The 22,463-nt window shown below is 72.0% G+C and carries 16 protein-coding genes and 1 pseudogene; 12 read left to right on the top strand and 5 right to left on the bottom strand.

The genetic code is table 11. From position 1 onward, the window contains the following. Position 1: 1 nt before the first annotated feature. The gene (gene treZ, locus ACIQI8_RS07905) at positions 2-1,747 is read right to left on the bottom strand and encodes a malto-oligosyltrehalose trehalohydrolase (RefSeq protein ID WP_402345995.1); all 1,746 of its coding nucleotides are present in this window, start codon (positions 1,745-1,747) and stop codon (positions 2-4) included. Between the two features lie 173 nt (positions 1,748-1,920). Here treZ and ACIQI8_RS07900 point away from each other — a divergent pair, with 173 nt between their 5' ends. From ACIQI8_RS07900 to ACIQI8_RS07890, 3 genes are all read left to right on the top strand, one after another. Continuing rightward, entirely contained in the window at positions 1,921-2,472 is a 552-nt protein-coding gene (locus ACIQI8_RS07900) for an FHA domain-containing protein (protein ID WP_123996929.1), read from the top strand. A 214-nt stretch (positions 2,473-2,686) separates the two neighbouring features. After that, entirely contained in the window at positions 2,687-4,051 is a 1,365-nt protein-coding gene (locus tag ACIQI8_RS07895; RefSeq protein ID WP_402345993.1) for a M14 family zinc carboxypeptidase, read from the top strand. Then, the gene (locus tag ACIQI8_RS07890; RefSeq protein ID WP_402345991.1) at positions 4,048-4,464 is read left to right on the top strand and encodes an SSI family serine proteinase inhibitor; all 417 of its coding nucleotides are present in this window, start codon (positions 4,048-4,050) and stop codon (positions 4,462-4,464) included. Before ACIQI8_RS07895 ends, ACIQI8_RS07890 begins: the two co-directional genes overlap by 4 nt. Positions 4,465-4,509: 45 nt before the next feature. Here the strand turns inward: ACIQI8_RS07890 and ACIQI8_RS07885 are convergent, their stop codons facing one another. From ACIQI8_RS07885 to glgX, 3 genes are all read right to left on the bottom strand, one after another. Continuing rightward, positions 4,510-5,760: a M14 family zinc carboxypeptidase gene (locus ACIQI8_RS07885; RefSeq protein WP_402345989.1), complete on the bottom strand. Its 1,251-nt coding sequence runs from the start codon at positions 5,758-5,760 to the stop codon at positions 4,510-4,512. Between the two features lie 1,084 nt (positions 5,761-6,844). Then, positions 6,845-9,199, bottom strand: coding sequence for a malto-oligosyltrehalose synthase (treY, locus tag ACIQI8_RS07880; RefSeq protein ID WP_402345987.1), 2,355 nt, complete (start codon positions 9,197-9,199; stop codon positions 6,845-6,847). Between the two features lie 115 nt (positions 9,200-9,314). Then, positions 9,315-11,423, bottom strand: coding sequence for a glycogen debranching protein GlgX (gene glgX, locus ACIQI8_RS07875; RefSeq protein ID WP_402345985.1), 2,109 nt, complete (start codon positions 11,421-11,423; stop codon positions 9,315-9,317). Positions 11,424-11,606: 183 nt separating this feature from the next. Here glgX and ACIQI8_RS07870 point away from each other — a divergent pair, with 183 nt between their 5' ends. The 4 genes from ACIQI8_RS07870 (at position 11,607) to ACIQI8_RS07855 (ending at position 15,978) form a co-directional block, all read left to right on the top strand. Next, positions 11,607-12,419, top strand: a complete 813-nt coding sequence (locus tag ACIQI8_RS07870) for a Tat pathway signal sequence domain protein (protein ID WP_402345983.1) — start codon at positions 11,607-11,609, stop codon at positions 12,417-12,419. A gap of 65 nt (positions 12,420-12,484) precedes the next feature. Beyond that, the gene (locus ACIQI8_RS07865) at positions 12,485-13,804 is read left to right on the top strand and encodes a copper amine oxidase (RefSeq protein ID WP_402345981.1); all 1,320 of its coding nucleotides are present in this window, start codon (positions 12,485-12,487) and stop codon (positions 13,802-13,804) included. A 103-nt stretch (positions 13,805-13,907) separates the two neighbouring features. Further along, positions 13,908-15,146 (top strand): SAV2148 family HEPN domain-containing protein, encoded by a 1,239-nt coding sequence (locus ACIQI8_RS07860; protein ID WP_402346754.1) that lies wholly within the window; start codon positions 13,908-13,910, stop codon positions 15,144-15,146. Positions 15,147-15,255: 109 nt separating this feature from the next. Next, on the top strand, positions 15,256-15,978 hold the full coding sequence (locus ACIQI8_RS07855; protein WP_402345980.1) for a 3'-5' exonuclease: 723 nt from the start codon (positions 15,256-15,258) through the stop codon (positions 15,976-15,978). A 61-nt stretch (positions 15,979-16,039) separates the two neighbouring features. Here ACIQI8_RS07855 and ACIQI8_RS07850 read toward each other — a convergent pair whose 3' ends face one another. After that, on the bottom strand, positions 16,040-16,912 hold the full coding sequence (locus ACIQI8_RS07850; RefSeq protein WP_402345978.1) for a phosphotransferase enzyme family protein: 873 nt from the start codon (positions 16,910-16,912) through the stop codon (positions 16,040-16,042). A gap of 193 nt (positions 16,913-17,105) precedes the next feature. Here ACIQI8_RS07850 and ACIQI8_RS07845 point away from each other — a divergent pair, with 193 nt between their 5' ends. The 5 genes and pseudogenes from ACIQI8_RS07845 (at position 17,106) to mgt (ending at position 22,440) form a co-directional block, all read left to right on the top strand. Further along, the gene (locus tag ACIQI8_RS07845; protein ID WP_402345976.1) at positions 17,106-18,014 is read left to right on the top strand and encodes a carbohydrate ABC transporter permease; all 909 of its coding nucleotides are present in this window, start codon (positions 17,106-17,108) and stop codon (positions 18,012-18,014) included. Beyond that, a complete protein-coding gene (locus tag ACIQI8_RS07840; protein ID WP_402345975.1) occupies positions 18,011-18,844 on the top strand; it encodes a carbohydrate ABC transporter permease in 834 nt (277 codons plus the stop codon). Before ACIQI8_RS07845 ends, ACIQI8_RS07840 begins: the two co-directional genes overlap by 4 nt. Continuing rightward, on the top strand, positions 18,844-20,148 hold the full coding sequence (locus ACIQI8_RS07835) for an ABC transporter substrate-binding protein (RefSeq protein WP_402345973.1): 1,305 nt from the start codon (positions 18,844-18,846) through the stop codon (positions 20,146-20,148). Before ACIQI8_RS07840 ends, ACIQI8_RS07835 begins: the two co-directional genes overlap by 1 nt. A gap of 263 nt (positions 20,149-20,411) precedes the next feature. Further along, positions 20,412-21,191: an ErmE/ErmH/ErmO/ErmR family 23S rRNA (adenine(2058)-N(6))-methyltransferase gene (gene erm / locus ACIQI8_RS07830; RefSeq protein WP_402345971.1), complete on the top strand. Its 780-nt coding sequence runs from the start codon at positions 20,412-20,414 to the stop codon at positions 21,189-21,191. Next, a pseudogene (mgt, locus tag ACIQI8_RS07825) lies at positions 21,192-22,440 on the top strand (macrolide-inactivating glycosyltransferase). The last annotated feature ends 23 nt before the right edge of the window (positions 22,441-22,463 follow it).

The raw sequence follows: 22,463 nt of genomic DNA, 5'->3' as shown, positions 1-22,463 counted from the left end.
CTTACCCCTGCAACAGCACCACAGCCGACTCCCCGGGCAGATTCAGCACCCCGTCCGCGCCCGGCGCCTCGACCGGCTCCCAGGCGGCGAGCACGCGCGCCCGGCGCGGGCCCAGCGGGATCGCCGCGGGCTCCTTGGCGAGGTTCACGGCCACCCGTACGTCCCCGCGCCGGAAGGCGAGCCAGCGTTCGCCCTCGTCGTACGCCACCTTGGTGTCGGCGAGGTCCGGGTCGGTGAGGTCGGGCTGCTCCCGGCGCAGGGCGAGCAGGCGGCGGTACCAGGCCAGTACGCGCGCGTGCGGCTCGTCGTCGAGTTCGCTCCAGTCGAGGACGGAGCGGTCGCGGGTCGCCGGGTCCTGCGGGTCGGGCACGTCCTCCGCGGCCCACCCGTGCGGCGCGAACTCCCGCCGCCTGCCCCGCCGTACGGCATCCGCGAGCTCGGGGTCGGTGTGGTCGGTGAAGAACTGCCAGGGCGTGCCGGCCGCCCACTCCTCGCCCATGAACAGCATCGGTGTGAAGGGCGCGGTCAGCGTGAGGGTGGCCGCGCAGGCGAGCAGGCCGGGGGAGAGAGCGGCGGACAGACGGTCGCCCTGGGCGCGGTTGCCGACCTGGTCGTGCGTCTGGGTGTAGCCCAGCAGACGGTGGGCCGCCACGCGTACCCGGTCCAGGGGGCGTCCGTGGTGACGGCCGCGGAAGCTGGACCAGGTGTTGTCGTGGAAGTAGCCGCCGGTGAGCGTCTTGGCGACCGCGGCCAGCGGGGCGCGCGCGAAGTCGGCGTAGTAGCCCTGCGATTCACCGGTCAGCGCGGTGTGCAGGGAGTGGTGGAAGTCGTCGTTCCACTGCGCGTGCAGCCCGAGGCCGCCCTCCGCGCGCGGGGTGATCAGCCGCGGGTCGTTCAGGTCGGTCTCGGCGATCAGGAACAGCGGCCGGCCGAGGTCGACGGCGAGGGCGTCGACGGCGGTGGACAGTTCCTCCAGGAAGTGGACCGCGCGCGTGTCCGCCAGCGCGTGCACCGCGTCCAGGCGCAGCCCGTCGATCCGGTGGTCGCGCAGCCAGGAAAGGGCGCTGCCCAGCAGATAGGCCCGCACCTCGTCCGAACCCGGCGCGTCCAGGTTCACGGCCGAACCCCACGGCGTGTGGTGCGTGTCCGTGAAGTACGGCCCGAACGCCGGCAGGTAGTTGCCGGAGGGACCGAGGTGATTGTGCACGACGTCCAGGACGACGCCCAGGCCCAGTTCGTGCGCCCGGTCGACGAACCGTTTCAGCGCCTCGGGACCGCCGTACGGCTCGTGCACCGCCCACAGCGACACACCCTCGTAGCCCCAGCCGTTCCGGCCGGGGAAGGGGCACAGAGGCATCAACTCCACGTGCGTGACGCCCAGTTCGGCGAGATGCTCAAGCCGCCCGGCCGCCGCGTCCAGGGTGCCCTCGGGCGTGTACGTGCCCACGTGCAGCTCGTACAGGACCGCGCCCGGCAGCGGCCGTCCGGCCCACTCGGCGCGCCACTCGTAGCTGCCCTGGTCGACGACCGCGCTCAGCCCGTCGGGGCCGTCCGGCTGCCGTCGCGAGCGCGGGTCCGGCAGCACCGGGCCGTCGTCCAGCGCGTATCCGTAGCGCGTGCCGTCCCGCGCCTCCGCCTCGCCCCGCCACCAGCCCTCGCGCCCCGGATCGCGCTCCAACGCGCGCGTGGCGCCGTCGCAATGGAGCGTCACACGATCGGCCTGCGGTGCCCACACCTCGAACTGCACGGACGGTTCCCCTTCGTCTGCTCACCGGGATGTAGCCACACCATCGTGCTTCAAACGCGATCAATCCGCTTTTGGAACCGCCCTTTTGCGGTGGGTGTCGTCAGGTACGCACGCGTGGTGACCGTTTTCTCGTTTTCTGGACACCCGGAGTTCGCTGCCCGACAATCACGAACGTGACGTCGTCCTTCGAGTTCAACACGTACCCCGCGCGGCTGTCCGACGCGGAGCGCGACAAGGCGCTGAAGGTGCTCCGTGACGGCGTCGCCATGGGACGGCTGTCGCACGACACGTTCATCCGCCGGATGGAGGTCGCGCTGGCCGCCCGTCGCTCCGACGAACTGGCCGCGCTCACCGCCGATCTGCCCACCGAGAGCCGCGTCTCGCGCCTGGTGTTCGGCACCGTGGAGGCCGTCTCCGGCTTCACCGTACGGCTGCGCAGGGCCTGGCAGGCCGAGCGGCTGCCCAAGCTGCTGCTGCCCCACCCGGCGAGCGGCTACCCGCTGCGCATCGGCCGCGACCCGGCGAACGGACTGCGCCTGACCCACGAGACGGTCTCCCGGGTGCACGCCGAACTCAGCCGGCAGGGCGGCATGTGGGTGCTGCGGGACCTCGGTTCGACCAACGGCACGACGGTGAACGGACGGCGCGTCATCGGTGCCGCCGTCGTCCGCGAGGGCGACCAGATCGGGTTCGGACGGATGACGTACCGGCTCGCCGTCGACTGACCGCTTCCGCCCCGCTCCACGACGACCTTCGTCCGCTGGTCCCTCCCGCAGGTCCACGACCGTCGGCTTCCGGCCAGCTTTGGCCTGGGCATGACAGGCTGTCGACCTCTCGCGCGGGCCCGAATCCCTTTCCCGGCAGCGGTGTTGACGTACCTCCCCGGCCGTGACTGACTGTGCGTACACCATGCACATCCGGTGAATCGACGGCACCACTATGTGGAGGTGTGCCCTGGTACCCCTCCTCCGCTACCCGACCGTCGACGAACTCGGCGCGCGGGCGGCGGCTCTGGTCGCCCGGCGTCCCCAGGACGCCCGGCTGCGCAGGGTAGGCACCTCACGCGCGGGCACCCCCCTGTGGCTCCTTTCGGTCGGACACGGCGTCAGACAGGCCCTCGTCGTCGCCGGCCCGCACGCCAACGAACCTGTCGGCGGCGCCACCGTGCTGCGCCTCGCCGAACGCGCCCTCGCCGACCCCCGCCTCACCGAGGGCGCCGACGCCACCTGGAACCTGCTGCTCTGCCTCGACCCCGACGGACTGCGCCGCAACGAGGGCTGGCTGCCGGGCCCGTACACACTGGGCCGGTACTTCCGGAACTTCTTCCGGCCCGGCTTCATGGAACAGCCCGAGTGGCTGCCCGACGGAGCGGCCGGCGCCGCCCTGCCGGAGACCCGCACCCTCCTCGACCTCCAGGACGAACTGCGGCCCTTTCTGCAGTGCTCCCTGCACGGCGTCGACGTCGGCGGCGGCTTCGTCGAACTCACCCACGACCTGCCCGGCCTCGCGCGCCGCGTCGCGCACACCGCCGCCCGACTCGGCGTACCGCGCGAACTGGGCCCGTACGACACCCTGTACTGGCCCAGCCTCGGGCCCGCCGTCTACCGCATCCCGCCGCCCCAGCCCGGCGACCTGGCCGCCGCCATCACCGAGGCGGCCGTCGAGTCGACCTGGTTCCACCCCTACCGGCACGGGACCGTGACAGCCGTCGTCGAGGCGCCCATGTGGGCCGTGGACGCCGTGGCGGACGGTTCGCCGCCCGCCGACGGGACCGCCGTCCTGCGCACGGTCAGCCACACCCTGCGCCACGACGCCCGGCGCCTGGCGGACCTCCTCGCCCGCATCCGCCCGCACCTCGCGGGCGTGCCGGACGCGGCACGCCTGCTCGCCCCGGTGGACGACTATTTACTGGTCTGCCCCGGCCTCGCCGACACCTGGGACCCCGACATCACCGCCGGTGCCCGCCCGTTGCCGCCGCTCAGCACCGCCCACCTGGCCGCGCTGCGCATCGCGGGACGGCGCCTGGCGCTGCGCACCGCGGGACTGCTGCACCAACTCGTCACGCGGGCAGGACGCGACCAGGCCCGGGTACGGGCGGACCTCGACCGCCTGATCGACGAGTGGTGCGCCGACTACCGGGACGGGTGCGGGGCGCGCTGGATCCCGGTCTCGCGCCAGGTCGAGTACCAGTCGCGGGTCGTGCTCGCCGCGTTCGAACTCGCCGGACGCCAGGCGTCCGCGCGCTCCCGTTCGGGTGAGCCGGGGTGGGGATCCGAGGCCGCCGTGCCGATGCATCGGGAATGACTGCATCTGCTTCGACCGCGACCCGGTGTGGGCTGTCGGTGGCCGCTCTCCTGCTCCTCGCCTGTGCGGCCCCCGCGGTGGCGGCGCCCACGGACGCCTTCCCCGGCAACCACCTCTACCTCACCGTCACCAAAGGTGACGCCCGTTCCAGCGACACCCGCGGCACCCTGCTGCTGTGCGACCCGCCCCAGGGCCATCACCAGGCGGCCGAGGCCTGCGCCGAACTCGCGGCGGCGGACGGCGACATCACCGCGATCCCGGCGAAGGACGTCTTCTGCTCGATGGTCTACGCGCCGGTCAGCGTGCACGCGCGCGGGGAGTGGCGGGGCCGCCCTGTCGAGTACGCGCAGACCTTCTCCAACGCGTGCGTGATGGCGGCACGGACGGGATCGGTGTTCGCGCTGGACGGTTGAGAGCAGGGGGCGCCGCCACGGCGACGAGCTGTACGCGTGCGTGGTTCACCCGGCCCGCTCGCGCGCGTACAGCGCCGCCGCCACGACCGTGCGGGACTGGTGCTCGATCTGGTGCTCCAGCGGCACCCAGCGGGCGCGGAAGCGGTCCGCGAACGCGTCGCTCCAGATCGCCACGAGCCGGTCCAGGCGCGGTGCCGCGACGTCGTCGGTCTCCCGCAGGACCCGCAGCAGCATGGCGGCGGCGCGCAGCGGCAGCCGCCGGGCGAAGGCGTCCACACTGCCGACGTACGCCATCGTGTTGTCGGCAGGCGGTGTGTGCATCCAGTCGGCGGCCAGGCCCGGTATCAGCTCCAGCGCCCACCTGGCGGCCCGCAGCAGCGGCCCGTCGACACCCGCCAGCCGCGGCAGCGCCTCGGCGAGCACCCGGTCGACCTGCCTGCCGTCCCGCAGCAGCCGGCGCCCCAGTTGACGGATCGCCGCGGCCGGCGCGGGATGCGGGGCCGCGTCGTCCACCAGGTCGCTCGCCCACATCGGCACCTCGACCACCGCGGTCAGGCCGCCGTGGCGATGGGCGTGGTACCAGGTGCTGTGCCGTGCGTCGTCCGGCATGCTCGGGTACGCGGCGCCCGCGCCGGGTGAGGGCATCACGTGCACGCCGGGTCCGGAGGCCGACCAGCCGGCCGCGTCCGAGGCGCCGGTCTCCACCGGGATGTGCAGTTCGGCCGCGGACTTGGCGAACGGTTCGGCGAGCCCCGGCAGGTCCTTGGTCAACTGGACCCAGCTGCCGCCCAGATCGGTGCCGTGCAGGGTCACCTGGAGGTAGGGGCGCAGCTCGTCGATGACCCGGGTCAGCGTCCGGGTCTCGGGCGGCAGCCGGTCCGGCGGCAGCACCGAAGGCGCCCACTCCGGCTGTTCCTCGGCGGCCGGCCGGAAGAAACCGCGGTGGTACTCGTAGAGGCTGCGCGGTGCGGGTGTGACGTGCAGGCTCGCCCCGTCGGGGTCCGCGCAGAGCAGGAAGTGCCAGGACGTGCCGGAGCGCAACTCCCGTTCCTCCAGCACGCGTTCGGCGAGCGCGCGGACGGTGGCACCGCCGGTGGGTTCGTTGGCGTGGGCCCCGGCGACGACGAGTACGGCGCGTCGGGCATGGCCCACGGACAGCAGGTGGAGGGGCCTGCCCGCGCGGGAGACGCCCACTTGTCGCAGCGCGCAGAGGGCCGGCCGGCGTGCGGCCAAATCCTGCGCGAATACTAAGAGTTGGGCCAGGGTGGGGTAGCGCAGCTGCGGCAGGAGACTCACCCCCGTCACGTCCGCCCGGCTTCGCATTCGCAGTACCCCACGGCGGTTCGGGGCCTGTCAAGGACGGCACGGGGGAGGCTCCAGGGGGCGCCCAGAGGCATTTACCGCCAGCGGGAAGGGACGTTGCTGCCAGCGGGGGTGCGGTGCCCGAGAGCCCGGGGGCGTGGGCACCGGCGTGCGGGCGTCGGAGCCCACCGGGTGGGTGCCGAACACCCGGTCGCCGGCCGCCATTTGGTGAACGGCGAGTGGACCGGCCGATTCCGCCGCCGCCCGGCACCGGGAGTGCCGCGGGACGGGGGCGGGCGGCGGCGGGACGGTGGCCGGACGGTGGCGGGGAGCCCGGGCGTGCACCGGCCGTCGCCGCCCGGCACCGCGCGCCGGCCGCCCGGCGCCGGCACCGGGAGCGCGCGCGGACACGAGCCGGTGGCCGGTACGACGTACGGGCGCGCCGCGAGGTTCCGCGCGCGGATCCGCCCGGGCTGCCGACGGCCACGACGGGGGCACGCTGGACCACCCCGCGGCCGCGCGGGTCGGCGGGCTGCCGCAGCCAAACGTCCGGCGGGCCGCCCGCAGTCGCGCCGTCCGGCGGGCCGCCCGCAGTCGCACCGTACGGCGGACTGCCCGCAGTCGCACCGTACGGCGGACTGCCCGCAGTCGCACCGTACGGCGGGCCGCCCGCAGTCGCACCGTACGGCGGGCCGCCCGCAGTCGCACCGTACGGCGGACCGCCCGCAGTCGCACCGGTCGGCGGGCTGCCCACAGCCATGTCCTTCGGCGGGCTGCCGCAGCCAAACGGTCCGCCGGGCTGCCGCAGCTAAACGGTCCGGCTGGCTGCCGCAGCCGCTCCGGTCTGCGGGCCGCCCGCAGCCGCACAGGTCGGCGGACCGCTCGGAGCCGCACCGGTCAGTGGACCGCCAGCAGCCGCACCGCCCGGCGGGCCGCCCGCAGCCCCACCGGTCAACGGACCGCCCGCAGCCGCCCGGGGCGCCCCGGACCGCCCGCGGCCGTCATGCGCCACCTACGGCGGCGAGCCGAAGCGGATCGAGGCCGGGTGCCCGACCGGCCGTACCTCTTCTCCCCCTCCTCAGGCGTCCCCCACCCGCTCCAGCAGCGCCACCGGCAGTCGCTCGAAAAGGTCCTCCACGCGTGCGTGCCCCGTGAACTCCCGGTCCGGGGCCAGGGCATCGGCCCAGCGGCCAGGCGGCAGCGCGAGGGCGGTGTCGCGCCAGCCGCCCGCCTCCGCGAGGCGCAGGGACAGACGGGTCACGGCCGTCACGGTCTCTCCGGAGCGCGTGAACGCCACGCAGTGGGCCGCCGCCGGGCCCTCGGCCTCCAGGGGCGTGTAGGTCGCCGTGTCGCCGAAGGCGCCCGGCCTGCGGGCGCGCAGCCGCAGCGCCGCCGCCGTCACCGCGTCCTTCTCGCCGGGGTCCGTCGCCGGGAACGGCACCGGGCGCCGGTTGTCCGGGTCCACCAGGGCCCGGTACTCGCTCTCCGTGCCCTGGTAGAGGTCCGGCACCCCCGGCATCGTCAGGTGGACCAGGGCGGTGCCCAGCACGTTCGCCCGGATGTGCGGCGCCAGTGCGCGGCGCAGGGCGACGACCTGCTCACCGGGCGGCCCGCACGGGCCCGCCGCGACGAACGCCGCCACGGCCTCCTCGTAGGCCGGCTCCTGCTCGGTCCAGCTCGTGTGCAGCCCGGCCTCTCGTACGTGCTTCAGCAGGGCCTGTCCGACGCGGTCCGCGTCCGTCTCGCCGAGCCCGAACACCGTCTGCCAGGCCGCCCACGCGAGCTGCGGGTCCGGCACGCCGTCGCCCGCCGCGGTCACCTCGGCCACGAGGTCCGCCCAGCGCTGCGGGCCCTCGGTGAGCACGGCCAGCGCGGCCCGCACATCGGAGCTGCGCTTGGCGTCGTGCGTCGACAGGGCGGTCCCGGTCAGCGGCCAGTCGCGCTGCACGCGCGCGCAGTACGCGTGGAAGTCCGCCACGGACACCGCCGGGCTGCCCGGATCGCCGCCCACCTCGGTCGCCGACAGCAGCGGTACGTAGCGGTAGAACGCCGTGTCCTCAACGGACTTGGCGCGCAGCGCCGAGGAGGTCTGCGCGAACCGGACCTGGAACTCGGTGAGCGCGGGCCCCTCACCGGCCCGCCCCAGCACCAGGTCGTGCACCACGTCGACCGCTCCCGCCTCCTCCGGGACGACGAAGGCGAGCTTGGCCTCGGCGGCGGCCTCCTCGGTGACGACGGCCGCCGCGTCACCGGAGGTGTAGGGCCGGTAGACCTCCATGCGCACCAGCAGCTCCTGCAGCGCCGTGCGCAGTGCCCAGGGCGCCCGGTCGCGCAGCGCGGGATCCGGCGAGGTCGCGCACAGCCGGGCGGTCACCCGGGTCAGCCGGTCCATCTCGGCGGCCAGCTCGTGCGTGAGCACCCGGTAGGCGGCCCGCCGCACGGTCGCCGCCCAGTCGCCGCCCCGGTCCGGCTGCGGAGCCGCGAACCGGCGGTACTGGCCCAGCAGTTCACCGAACCCGGCCGGGTCGGTGAAGACGCCGTCGACGTGCCGCAGGGCGTCGTAGCCGGTGGTCCCTGCGACCGGCCAGGAGGCGGGCAGGGTCTCCCCGTCCGCCAGGATCTTCTCCACCACGGTCCAGCGCCCGCCGGTCGCCTCGTGCAGCCGGTCCAGATACGCGTCGGGGTCGGCGAGCCCGTCGGGATGGTCGACGCGCAGCCCGTCGATCACGCCCTCGCGCAGCAGCTGGAGGGTCTTGGCGTGCGTGGCCTCGAACACCTCCGGGTCCTCGACCCGCACCCCGATGAGCTCCGAGATGCTGAAGAAACGCCGGTAGTTGAGCTCGGTGCGGGCCAGCCGCCACCACACCGGGCGGTACCACTGCGCGTCGACGAGCTGCGGCAGCGGGAGCTCTTCGGTCCCCTCGCGCAGCGGGAACTCCTGGTCGTAGTAGCGCAGTACGCCGTCCTCGACCCGCAGGTCCGCCAGGGCCTGCCCGAGCGGCTGCCCGAGCACCGGCAGCAGCATCTGGCCGCCCTGCGCCTCCCAGTCGATGTCGAACCAGCGCGCGTAGGGCGACTTGGGACCCTCCCGCAGCACCTCCCACAGGGCGTGGTTGTGGCGCGGGAGCGCCGCCATGTGGTTCGGCACGATGTCCACCACCAGGCCGACGCCGTGCTCCCGCGCGGTGCGCGCCAGGGCGCGCAGCCCCTCCTCGCCGCCCAGTTCCTCGCGCACGCGCGCGTGGTCCACGACGTCGTAGCCGTGCGCCGAGCCCGGCACGGACTCCAGCACCGGCGACAGGTGCAGGTGCGAGACGCCGAGCGAGGCCAGGTACGGCACGGCCGCCGCGGCGGCCGCGAAGGGGAACTCGGGCTGCAGCTGGAGTCGGTAGGTGGCCGTGGGCACCGCGGGGTCGGGTCGCTCAGGTGTCATGCAGACCTACGTACCCGCCCCGCCGCCTTTCGTGTCATCGCGACCGCCATGCGTGTGCCCGCCCGGCCGACGGGTGGCGGGTGCACGCCGTCGGCCAGGGGGCGCCGGCCGGGTCCTAGACCGGCCGTCGCAGCACCGTCATGCTCCGGTCCACCAACGTCAGCCGGTCCCCGGCCTGCACTTTCTTCTCGCCGTCGGGAGGCATCCCGTCCGAGCGGGCGGTGTCGACCACCACCTGCCACTGCCGGCCGTGATTGACCGGGATCACGAACTCCAGCGTCTTCGGCGAGGCGTTGAACATCAGCAGGAACGAGTCGTCGCCGATCCGCTCACCGCGCGCGCTGGGTTCGGAGATCGCGTTGCCGTTCAGGAACACCGTCAGCGCCGAGGCCCGGGCCGAGTCCCAGTCGCGCTGGATCATCTCCTCGCCCTCGGGCGTGAACCAGGCGATGTCCGACAGCTCGTCGTGGGTGCCCTCCACGGGCCGGCCGTGGAAGAAGCGCCGCCTGCGGAAGACCGGGTGGTCCTTGCGCAGCCACACCATCGCGCGCGTGAAGGCCAGCAGTTCGCTGTCCTCGGTGGGCCACTCCACCCAGGCGACCTCATTGTCCTGGCAGTAGGCGTTGTTGTTGCCCCCTTGCGTGCGCGCGAACTCGTCGCCGTGGCTGATCATCGGGACGCCCTGGGAGAGCATCAGTGTGGCCACGAAGTTGCGCATCTGGCGGGCCCGCAGCCCCTGGACCTCGGGATCGTCGGTCTCGCCCTCCACCCCGCAGTTCCAGGACCGGTTGTGGCTCTCGCCGTCCCGGTTGTCCTCGCCGTTGGCGTCGTTGTGCTTGTCGTTGTAGGAGACCAGGTCGTGCAGGGTGAAACCGTCGTGACAGGTCACGAAGTTGATCGAGGCCAGCGGGCGCCGGCCGTCGTCCTGGTAGAGGTCCGAGGAGCCCGTCAGCCGGGACGCGAACTCCGCGAGCGTGCGCTGCTCGCCGCGCCACATGTCCCGCACGGTGTCGCGGTACTTGCCGTTCCACTCGGTCCACAGCGGCGGGAAGTTGCCCACCTGGTAGCCGCCCTCGCCCACGTCCCACGGCTCGGCGATCAGCTTCACCTGGGAGACCACCGGGTCCTGCTGCACCAGATCGAAGAACGACGACAGCCGGTCCACCTCGTGGAACTGGCGGGCCAGGGTGGCCGCGAGGTCGAAGCGGAAGCCGTCGACGTGCATCTCGGTGACCCAGTACCGCAGCGAGTCCATGATCAGCTGGAGCACGTGCGGGGACCGCATGAGCAGGGAGTTCCCGGTGCCCGTGGTGTCCATGTAGTAGCGGGGATCGTCCGTGAGGCGGTAGTACGACGGGTTGTCCAGGCCGCGGAAGGACAGCGTCGGGCCCAGATGGTTGCCCTCCGCCGTGTGGTTGTAGACCACGTCCAGGATGACCTCGATACCGGCCTCGTGCAGCGCCCGCACCGCCGACTTGAACTCCAGCACCTGCTGGCCGCGGTCGCCCCAGGAGGCGTACGCGTTGTGCGGGGCGAAGAAGCCGATCGTGTTGTAGCCCCAGTAGTTGTTGAGGCCCATGTCCACCAGGCGGTGGTCGTTGACGAACTGGTGGACCGGCATCAGCTCCAGGGCCGTGACGCCCAGCTCGGTCAGGTGCTCGATGATCGCCGGGTGCGCGAGCGCCGCGTAGGTGCCGCGCAGTTCCTCCGGCAGCCCCGGGTGGCGCATGGTGAGGCCCTTCACATGGGCCTCGTAGAGCACCGTCTCGTGGTAGCCGTGGCGCGGACGACGGTCGTCGCCCCAGTCGAAGTAGGGGTTGACCACGACGGAGGTCATCGTGTGCGGCGCCGAGTCGAGGTCGTTGCGCTCCTCGGGGGCGCCGAAGTGGTAGCCGTACACCTCCTCGCCCCAGCCGATCGAGCCGCTGATCGCCTTCGCGTACGGGTCGAGCAGCAGCTTCGCCGAGTTGCAGCGCAGACCGCGCTCGGGGGCGTACGGGCCGTGCGCCCGGAAGCCGTAACGCTGTCCGGGCATGATGCCGGGCACGTACGCGTGGCGCACGAAAGCGTCGCTCTCGCGCAGTTCCACCGCCGTCTCCGAGCCGTCGTCGTGCAGCAGACACAGCTCTACTCGGTCCGCGGCTTCCGTGAAGACCGCGAAATTGGTGCCGGCGCCGTCATACGTGGCACCGAGCGGATATGCCTCGCCAGGCCAGACCTGCATGGTCACGACTCTTTCAGGTGGAGCGCGCCGTCGGAGGCGCCTTGGTCATCAGTCTCCCCGAAAGTGATGGAACCACCTATGACTTACGTCCCTCTTACCGATCGACCAGTGGGCATACGCGGTATGCCGAACAAGTGGGGCAGACACGTACTCCCTGTGACCAAGGGGGAGTAGGGGGAAGAAGTGCGCAATATAGTGCACCGCCATCTGGGCAAGGTGGTGGCCGGTGCGGCCATCGCGGTCGCCGGCACCGCCGTGATGATCGGGATCACCCTGCCGGGCACGGCCGGGGCCGACGAAACCGGAACCGGCAAGAGCGCCGGTAGCCAGGCCGCGCAACAGGCAGGGCAGGACGGGGCGGTTCAGCCCGGCGTCGTCCAGCAGGCGCCGGCCGAGGGCGACAAGGGCACGGGCGGCGACCCGCTCACCGACGACGAGACCGAGCGGGCCGAGCAGATCGCCGCCAACCGGCAGTTGCTCAACTCCACCGAGAACGTGACCGGTCAGCGCGGTCCGCAGCGGCTCACCGTGGATCTCGCCGACCCCGAGAACAACGAGACGGACGACGCGGACGCGCCGCGGCGCGCCGATGTCACGTTCTACGACTACAAGGACGACACGCTCGTCACCAAGACCGTCAACCTCGACACGGGCAAGGTCGAACAGACCGGCACCCAGCACGGCGTCCAGCCTCCGCTGAGCCGCGCCGAGAACGTCGAGGCGGGCAGGCTGCTGATCGCCGATCCGCTCGGCGCGGGCCTGAAGGCCGACTACAAGGACGCCACCGGCAACGAACTCACCTCCCCGGACCAGCTGTTGTTCAACGGCGCGGTGTACCGGGCCACTCCGGGCGCCCAGCCCGCCGCGCTCGACCAGTGCGGCGAACACCGGTGCGTGCGGCTGTTCCCGAAGGTGAAGAACGGGCCCTGGATCGACGCTCGTGAGCTCGTGATCGACCTGAGCGCCCGCAAGGTCGCCCGCCTCGACCGCGGCTGAGTCCCGCCCGCCGAACACCATCCACTTGTCCAACTGACACCTCCTGCAAGGGGAGTTACCTCGTCATGCGCGTGAACAGACTCAGTCGCGCCCGCACCCGTACGGCCATCGGCCTCTCGGTGGCCGCGCTGGCGGCCGGGGCGACCACCGGCGCCGGACCGGCCGTCGCCCAGCCGAAGGCGGCCCCCGCGGCGGCCGCCGAGTGCAGTGCCGCCTACAAGATCGAGCAGAAGCTCTCCACCGGCACCACCTGGCGGATGTGCTACCGCTACGACAGCAAGGCCGGCCTGGTCCTGGACAACGTGTCCTACCAGCCCAAGGGCGAGACCAAGCCGATCAAGGTCCTCAACAGCGCCCGCCTCGCCCAGATCGACGTCCCCTACGACGACGGCAGCGTCGAGTACGACGACCTCACCGGCTTCGGCTTCGCCCAGGGCCTGGTGAACCTGGCGCCCGGCGAGTGCCCCGGCGGCACCATCAAGACCATCAAGGTCCCCGACGCCTGGGACCCGCAGCACCCGAACGTCAAGGGCCTGTGCACCACCACGCGTTCGCGCGGCCACGCCTACCGTATGCAGGGCAACAGCGCCAACCAGGTCTACCAGGCCCAGGGCAAGGACCTGCTCGTCTACACGGTCAACCAGGTCGGCTGGTACGAGTACATGACCGAGTGGCGCTTCCAGGACGACGGCACCATCAACATGAACGTCGGCGCCACCGGCAGCCTCTCCTACGAGGACTACGATGCCGGCGACGGCCGCGGCTGGCCCATCGGCAAGGGCGCCAAGGCATTCGCCACCAGCCACGCCCACAACGTCTTCTGGCGGCTCGACTTCGGCCTGGACGGCTCCTCCAAGGGCAAGGTCGAGCAGTACGACTCGGCCGTCACCGCGCCCGCGCCCGGCCGGCAGGCCCCGAGCACCAAGACCACCCGCACCAGCGTCACCAAGGAGCTGGCGGGCGACGCCAAGACCTATCGCTGGTGGCGCATGGTCAGCGCGACCGGCAAGAACAAGGACAACCACGCGCGCTCGTACGAGATAGTGCCGGGCACCACGACCAAGTACCCGGGGCGCAGCTTCACCAAGCACGACGTGTACTTCACCCAGTACAACAAGTGCGAGCAGTACGCCAGCAACAACCCGGGCAACTGCCCTGCTCCGGCGGGCAAGTCGGTGGACAAGTGGGTCAACGGGCAGACCCTCACCCACCCGATCGTCTGGATGAACGTGGGCTTCCACCACATCGCCCGGGACGAGGACCAGCAGCCCATGCCGATCCACTGGCAGGGCTTCTCGATCTCCCCGCGCGACGTCACGGCTATGAATCCGCTCACTCCCGACGCCCTCGCGTCACAGAACGGCCACTGGCGACCGAGTAGTTGAGAAACGACCCTGTCCAAGCGGCTGCACCGCCGACCGCTCCCGGAGTACCCTTCCTTGATCGTTGACACGGAGAGTGCTCGGGGGAGCGGAAGGCGGTGCGCGGGTGGGCTCGGGAGGGCTGGAGCTGCCCCCTGGTGACGAGGGTCACGAGGGGAACTCCACAGACGTCCCGCCCGGCACGGTGTCCCTGGCCAGGCCCATGGAGACGAGTTCCATCGGGCCGGAGCTGGACTGGGACGCCGACGCCTGGCGCGAGGTGCGTACGCGCGCCCAGCGAGCCGGCCGGGCCTACATCTGGCTGAACCTCGTCGAACAGCGGCTGCGAGCTGTCGTGGCCGCTGTTCTGCGTCCCATCTACGAACCCGTCCACGCCGACGACTGGGTGGTCGCCGCCGCCGGACCGGCCGGCCAGGAGTGGGTCCAGCGGGCCGTCGCCGTCCGCGAAGTCAGCCGCCGCAAGGGCTACTTGCTCGACCCTGCCGACGACAACGTCCTCAGCTTCCTCACCCTGCCCCAGCTGCGTGAGCTGATGGTGCAGCACTGGCCGTGCTTCGAGCCCTACATAGACGACCGCCGGGACGTCGAACTCGCTCTGGATGAGCTGGAGGTGACCCGCAACGTCGTCTCCCGCAACCGGGCCCTGTCCGAGGCCGTCCTCAACCAGGCCGAGCGGGCCTCGGCGAAGCTCCTTGACGTCCTCGGCGCCGGCGGGGACGTGCCGTCCGCGCGCCGGCTGCCCGTGGACGCGGTCGAGGACCTGGTCGGCGACCGGTACGCGGACGTGGTCGCCGTGCACACCGACCGGGTGCGGCTGTTGCGCCAGTTCCCCGCCGAGGACATCTTCGGCGGCGCCCGCCGGCTGGACGCCGTCGGCATCGGCCTCAACCTCCTCGTGCAGAACTTCTCCGGGCGCCGGCTGGTGCGCCTGGCCGAGGCCGGCTGCCGGGTGCGACTGCTCTTCCTCAACCCGGCCTCCAGCGCGGTCAAGCGGCGCGAGCGCGAACTGGGCATGAAACGCGGCGAGTTGAGCCGCGCGGTCGAGATGAACATCCTGCACATGCGCCGGGTCCGCTCCCGGCTGCGCGACCCGGGCGCCTTCGAGATCCAGGTCTACGACGAGACCCCGCGCTTCACGGCCTACCTCGTGGACGGCGACGGCGCCGACGGGATAGCGGTCGTCCAGTCCTATCTGCGGCGCTCCCGAGGCATGGAGGGCCCCGTGCTCGTCCTGCGCAACGGGAACCGGGTGGTCAAGTCGGGCGATGTGGACGACACCGGCCTCTTCCCGACCTACCGCGAGGAGTTCGAGACGTCCTGGGCGGATTCGCGGCCCGTGTCCTGAAGTGTCGTGCACACCTCCCGGTAAGCGGAAGGCGGTCCTCTGATTGTCAGTGGCACATGGGATCGTGGAGACCACTGGGGGAAAGCACCACCAAGAAGGGGGGCCGCCGATGGGCTGGCACCAGGAGCTGCTGGTCGGCTTCGATCTGGAGACGACCGGGACCGATCCGCGCCGGGCGCGCATCGTCACCGGTGCCGTGATCGAGGTCAGGGCGGGCGAGGTCGCCGGGCACCGCGAGTGGCTCGCCGACCCGGGCGTGGAGATCCCGGCGGACGCGGTCGCCGTGCACGGGATCAGCAACGAACGGGCGGCCGGCGAGGGCCGCCCCGCCGACCAGGTGGCGGACGCCATCGCGAACGTCCTTACGGGGTACTGGAAGACGGGTGTCCCGGTCGTCGCGTACAACGCGGCCTTCGACCTGAGCCTGCTCTCCGCCGAACTGCGCAGGTACGCCCTGCCGTCCCTGCGCGACCGCCTGGGCGGTGTCGACCCGGCCCCGGTCATCGACCCGTACACCATCGACCGCTGGGTCGACCGCTACCGCCGCGGCAAGCGCAACCTGGAGGCGGTCTGCACGGAGTACGGCGTCCCGCTCGACTCCGCCCATGACGCCTCGGCCGACGCGCTGGCCGCGGCCCGGCTGGCCGGCGCCATAGCCGACCGCCACCCCAAGATCGCGACCCTCGGCCCGGCGGAGCTGCACCGCCGTCAGATCGAGTGGTACGCCGAGTGGGCGGCGGACTTCCAGAGCTTCCTGCGCGGCAAGGGCGACGAGACGGCGGTGGTCGACGGCGTCTGGCCACTGCGCGAGCCGGCCGACGAGACCGTCTGAACAGCCCTGCCCCACAAGGCTCTAGAAGGGTCCAGAAGGACTCAGCAGGGCTGAGCAAGGCTCAGAACGGATACCAGCGCACCGACTCGTCCCCGTCCCGCAGTGACGCCACCCGGCGTTCGAACTCGGCCCGTGCCGTGGGGTTGCTCGGCGCGTGCTGGGCGACCCAGGCGCAGCTGGCCGTCTCGCGGGCGCCCCGCAGCACCGAGCAGCCCTCCCACTCGCGCACGTCCCAGCCGTACGCCTCGGTGAAGGAGTCGTAGGCCTCGGCCGGCAGGCCGTAGCGGTCGCGGGAGAGGGCCATCACCACCAGGTCGTGCTCACGCAGATCGGCGGAGAAGGTCTCCAGGTCGACCAGGACCGGCCCGTCCGGGCCGACGTGCACATTGCGGGGCAGCGCGTCGCCGTGGATCGGGCCGGGCGGCAACTGCGGGGTGAGCGCGGCCGATGCCGACGCGAAACCGTCCCGGCGCTCGCGCAGATACGCCGCGTCCGCCGGGTCGATCGCGTCGCCCGCGAGCCGCAGCCAGCGCTCCACTCCGCCCAGCAGCTCGCGGGGCGGGAGTGGGAGGGAGCCGGGGGCGGGTGAGGGGAGGGCGTGGACGAGGCGTAGCAGTTCGGCCAAATCCCGGGGCTCGGCGGGGCGTACGGGATCGGGCATGCGGTGCCACACGGTCACCGGATGACCCTCGACCAGCAGCGGCTTCGGCTGTGCCGCGCGCACCGCCGGTACGCCCGACTCGGCGAGCCACAGCGCGATATCCAGTTCGCGGCGCGCCCGGTCCAGGAGTTCGGCGTCGCGGCCCACCTTGACAACCAGGTCACCGGCGGCGAACACCGCGTTCTCACCGAGGGCGAGGAGCCGCGCGTCCCGCGCCGGGCCGGGCAGTACGTCCGCCGCGGCCAGTACGTCCCGCGCCCGTGCCTCGTCCATCGTCCGCCTCCGTGCTCGACCTCGCGTTGGGGTCGGGTTCTCGCCATCGGACGTTCAGTCTCGCATCCATACAGGTGAGACCTGGTGCGTACGCCCTTGACGAGGTGGTTCGCCTTCACGACCATGACCGGGTTTGGCCACGCCGAACAAGGGAGAGCCGGACAAAGGAGAGTCGAGCAAAGGGGAAGATTCCGTGGCGCTGGTGTCGAATGCCGGGAGACCGACCGCGCGCCCCGGCGAACGCACCGCATGGTTCCTCGTGCTGCCCGCCTTGCTGCCGATCCTCGTGCTCAGCGTCGGACCCCTGCTCTACGGAATCCTGCTGGCCTTCACCGACGCCCAGTCGGGCCGGACCCGGTCCACCCAGTGGATCGGCGGTCTCAACTTCCAGGACCTGCTGCACGACACCCTGTTCTGGGAGTCCTTCCGGATCGGGCTGGTGTGGGCCGTCGGGGTGACCGTGCCGCAGTTCCTGCTCGCGCTCGGCCTCGCCCTGCTGCTCAACCAGGACCTGCGGCTGCGTTGGCTGGCCCGCGCCCTCGCCATCGTCCCCTGGGCCATGCCCGAGGTCGTCGTCGGCATCATGTGGCGGCTCGTCTACAACCCGGACGCGGGCGTCCTCAACGAGACCCTGAGCGACCTCGGCCTCGGTGACGGCCGGGACTGGCTCAGCGGCCTGGGCACCGCCCTGCCCGCGGTGATCGTCGTAGGCGTCTGGGCGGGCATGCCGCAGACCACGGTCGCACTGCTCGCCGGGCTGCAGAACACCCCGCGCGAACTCCACGAGGCGGCGGCGGTCGACGGCGCCGGTGCCTGGCGCCGCTTCCGCACGGTCACCTGGCCCGCCCTCAGACCGATCGCCCTCGCCATCACCGCCCTCAACCTGATCTGGAACTTCAACTCCTTCGCCCTGGTCTACGTGCTGACCAGCGGCGGCCCCGGCGGCCGCACCCGGCTGCCCATGCTGTTCGCCTACGAAGAGGCCTTCCGCTACGGGCAGTTCGGCTACGCGGCGGCCATGGGCTGCGTGATGGTGGCCGCGATCTCGGTGCTGCTCGCCCTCTTCCTGGTGGGCCGCCTCAGGGGAGGCGACGACACATGAGGACCCGGACCAGCGCCCGAGTCGGCCAGTACGCGGCCCTGCTCGCCTATCTCGTCTTCCTCGCCTTCCCCTTCCTCTGGCTCATCTCCACCGCCTTCAAGTCCCCGCGCGAGCTGGGCAGTCTGCACCCCACCTGGATCCCCGACCACCCCACCCTGGACAACTTCCGCCAGGCCTTCGACGAACAGCCCCTGCTGCACGCGGCGTTCAACTCCCTGCTCGCCGCGGCCGGTGCCGCGCTGGTCGCCGTGGTCATCGCGACCCCGCTGGCCTACGTCATGGCGCGGCAGCGCGGACCGCTCACCCGGGCCGCGACCGGCTGGGTGGTGGTCAGCCAGGCCTTCCCGCTCGTCCTGGTGATCATCCCGCTCTTCCTGGTGCTGAAGAACCTGCGCCTGATCGACTCCCTGGTCGGACTGATCCTCGTCTACGTCGTCTGGGCGCTGCCGTTCTCGCTGTGGATGCTGGCCGGTTATGTCCGGGCGGTCCCGGCCGAGTTGGAGGAGGCGGCCGCGGTCGACGGGGCCGGGCGGCTGCGCACGCTGGTGTCGGTGGTGGCGCCGCTGCTCATGCCCGGGATCGTGGCGACCGCGCTGTTCGCCTTCGTCACCGCGTGGAACGAGTTCTTCTTCGCGCTGGTCCTGCTGAAGACCTCCGACAAACAGACCCTGCCGGTGGTGCTCACCCACTTCATCGGCGCCGAGGGCGTGGCGGACCTCGGCCCGCTCGCGGCGGCGGCCTTCCTCGCGACCCTGCCCTCACTGGTCGTCTTCGCGGTCATCCAACGCCGGATCACCGGCGGCATGCTCACCGGGGCGGTGAAGAACTGATGCGCGGCAGGACAACCGGCATCCTCCCCGCGGTCACGGCTCTCCTGACCGCGCTGGCCCTCCTGCTGGCCGGCTGCACGAGCGGGGGCGGTGACTCGGCCGACGGGCGTATCACCCTCCGCTTCCAGTCCCTGGCCTGGCAGGAGGAGTCGGTCAAGGCCAACAAGGAGCTGGTCGCGGAGTGGAACAGGACCCACCCGGACGTCAAGGTCGAGTACGTCCAGGGCAGTTGGGACAGCGTCCACGACCAGCTCCTCACCTCCTTCGAGGGCGGTGAGGCGCCCGACATCATCCATGACGCCTCCGACGACCTGGCCGACTTCGCCTACGGCGGCTACCTCGCCGATCTGCGAGAGCTGCTGCCCGAGCGGCTGAAGTCCGACATCCCGCAGCGGAGTTGGGAGACGGCGACCTTCGGTAAGGGCGTCTACGGCGTGCCGTTCCTCCAGGAGCCGCGCGTGCTGATCGCCAACGCGACCTGGCTGAAGGAGTCGGGCGTACGCATCCCGACTCCCGAACACCCGTGGAGCTGGACGGAGTTCAGAGAGGTCACCCGTCAGCTCAGCGGGGACGGGAAGTACGGCGTCGCCTGGCCGCTGAAGGAGCCCGTCTCCGCCACGCTCAACCTGTCCCTGTCGAGCGGCGGACAGCTCTTCCACCGGGGCGCCGACGGCAAGGTGACCGTCCGGTTCGAGCCGAGCGACGAGGTGGTGCCGCGTACGGTGCACGACCAGGTGAACACCGATGACAGCGCGCCGAGTTCGACCCTCGGCAGTGGCGGCTCGGACACCCTGCCCGGGTTCTTCGGCGGCAGGTACGCGATGGTCCCGCTCGGCTTCTCCTACCGCCAGCAGATCGTGCAGCAGGCACCCAAGGGCTTCACATGGCAGGTGCTGCCCGCCCCGGCCGGCGCCGGCGGACTGACTCAGGGCGTCAGCCCGCAGACCCTGTCCATCGCCGAGGACAGCCCGCACAAGAAGGAGGCCGCGCAGTTCATCGACTTCCTGCTGCGGCCCAAGAACATGGTGCGCCTCGCCCTCGGCGACTGGATGCTGCCCACCGGCACCCAGGCCCTCAAGGCCCCGGCCCTGCACACCGCCGAGAACGGCTGGGCCACGGGCACGGCCCTGGCGCGGTACCTGCGCCCGGCGCCCGCGCAGTCCGTGCGGGGCTATCCGGAGTGGAAGGACAAAGTGGCGACGCCCGCGTTCCAGGAGTACTACAGCGGGGCGATCGGCCTGGACGAGCTGCGTGAACGGCTGGAGAAGGACGGGAACCTGGTGCTCACCCGCTATCAGCGTTGACGCGGATATTCCCGTTGCCCGGGCCGTGGGGACCCCATAGCGTGCCGTCCATGGCGGCCTTCAACGCGATTTTCGACTCCGGTCTCGGCCGGGGCTGCACGCATGCGATCCGCATGCGTCGCGGCTCCGGTGCCCTGACCGGCCCGGGCGCCCGCGCCCGCTGACTTCACCGCCGACCCCCAGGGGTCCGTGATTCCTCCTGTCTTCCGGTCAGGGCCTTCGGCTGCCCTTTCCCCTTTCACGGAAGACAAGGACCGCAGGCCATGGCCCGCCCCACCCGGACTTCTCGCGCGCTCTCGCAGAACTTCCTCGCCGACCGCGCCACCGCCGAGTACGTCGCCCGCCTCGCCGTCCCGCGCGGACGACAGGTACCCCTGCTGCTCGAAGTGGGGGCAGGGAAAGGCGCGTTGACCGCGTGTCTCGTGCCCCGCTGCCGGGAGCTGCACGCCCACGAGATCGACCCCCGACTCGTGCGCGAGCTCCGCACCCGCTTCTCCGCCACGCCCCAAGTGCGCGTGGTCGCCGGGGACTTCACGGCCACCCGGCCCCCACGGACGCCCTTCGCCGTCGCCGGGAACGTGCCCTTCTCCCGTACCGCCGCCATCGTCGACTGGTGTCTGCGGGCACCCGCCCTCACCGACGCCACGCTGCTCACCCAGCTCGAATACGCCCGCAAACGCACCGGCGACTACGGCAGTTGGACCCTGCTCACCGTCCGCAGCTGGCCGCGCTTCGAATGGCGCCTGGTCGGTCGCGTCGCACGGACCCGGTTCCGGCCGGTGCCGCGCGTCGACGGGGGGATCGTCCGGATCGAGCGGCGCCGTATCCCGTTGCTCGAACCGGCCGCGCACGAGAGCTGGCGGCACCTGGTCGAGCTGGGCTTCTCGGGCGTCGGCGGCTCGTTGCACGCCTCGCTGCGGCGGGCCCGTCCCCGGCGCCGGGTCGATGCCGCGTTCCGGGCCGCGGGGCTGGATCCGCGGGTGCTGGTGGGGGAGGTGTCGCCCGGGAGGTGGCTGCGGCTGCACGAGGTGCTGGAGAAATGAATAGACGATACGTATCGTCTCGCTTATGGTCACTCCCATGACCGACCGCCCTCGCCCCGCCCACATCGCCATGTTCTCCATCGCCGCCCACGGCCACGTGAACCCGAGTCTCGAAGTGATCCGTGAGCTCGTCGCCCGTGGCCATCGGGTCACCTACGCGATCCCACCGGCGTTCGTGGAGAAGGTCGCCGAGACCGGTGCCGAGCCCAAGGTGTGGCACTCCACGCTGCCGGGGCCCGACGCCGATCCGGCGGACTGGGGCAGCGCCCTCCTCGACCACGTCGAGCTATTCCTGAACGACGCGATCCAGGCGCTGCCCCAACTGATCGAGGCCTACGACGGTGACGAGCCGGACCTCGTCGTGCACGACATCACGGCGTACCCCGCGATGGTCCTCGCCCACCGCTGGGGCGTACCCGCGATCTCGCTCTCACCCAACCTCGTGGCCTGGGAGGGCTACGAGGAGGAGGTCGCCGAGCCGATGTGGGCCGAGCCGAGGAGGACCGAGCGTGGCCAGGCCTACTACGCCCGCTTCCGGGCCTGGCTGGAGGAGAACGGGATCACCGAGCACCCGGACCCGTTCGTGGGGCGCCCCGCCCGTTCGATCGTCCTGATCCCCAGGGCGCTGCAGCCGAACGCCGACCGGGTCGACGAGTCGGTGTACTCCTTCGTCGGCGCCTGCCAGGGCGACCGCGCGGCCGAGGGGGAGTGGCGGCGGCCGGCGGATGCCGACAAGGTGGCGCTCGTGTCGCTCGGGTCGAGCTTCACCGACCGGCCCGACTTCTACCGGGCCTGTGTCGAGGCGTTCGGCGGGCTGCCGGGCTGGCACCTCGTCCTGCAGATCGGCCGGCACGTGGACCCCGCGGTCCTCGGTGACGTACCGGCGAACGTGGAAGTCCACTCGTGGGTCCCGCAGTTGGCGATCCTCAAGCAGGCCGACCTGTTCGTGACGCACGCCGGAGCGGGTGGCAGCCAGGAGGGGCTGGCCACCGCCACCCCGATGATCGCCGTACCGCAGGCCGTCGACCAGTTCGGCAACGCGGACATGCTCACGTCCCTCGGTGTGGCCCGCCGTCTGCCCACGGAGGAGGCGACGCCCGAAGCACTGCGCACGGCCGCCCTGTCCCTGGTCGACGACCCCGAAGTGGCCCGCCGACTCAAGGAGATCCAGACCGACATGTCCCAAGAAGGGGGTACCCGAAGGGCGGTGGACCTGATCGAGGCCGAACTGCCCGCCGTACGCGCATAGGAGAGGGCCCGCTGGCTCCCCCG

Origin of the sequence: Streptomyces sp. NPDC092369 (assembly GCF_044755245.1) — a bacterium.
Taxonomy (GTDB): domain Bacteria; phylum Actinomycetota; class Actinomycetes; order Streptomycetales; family Streptomycetaceae; genus Streptomyces.
The sequence above is the reverse complement of the archived record's forward strand: the minus strand, read 5'-3'. Positions and strand labels throughout refer to the sequence as shown.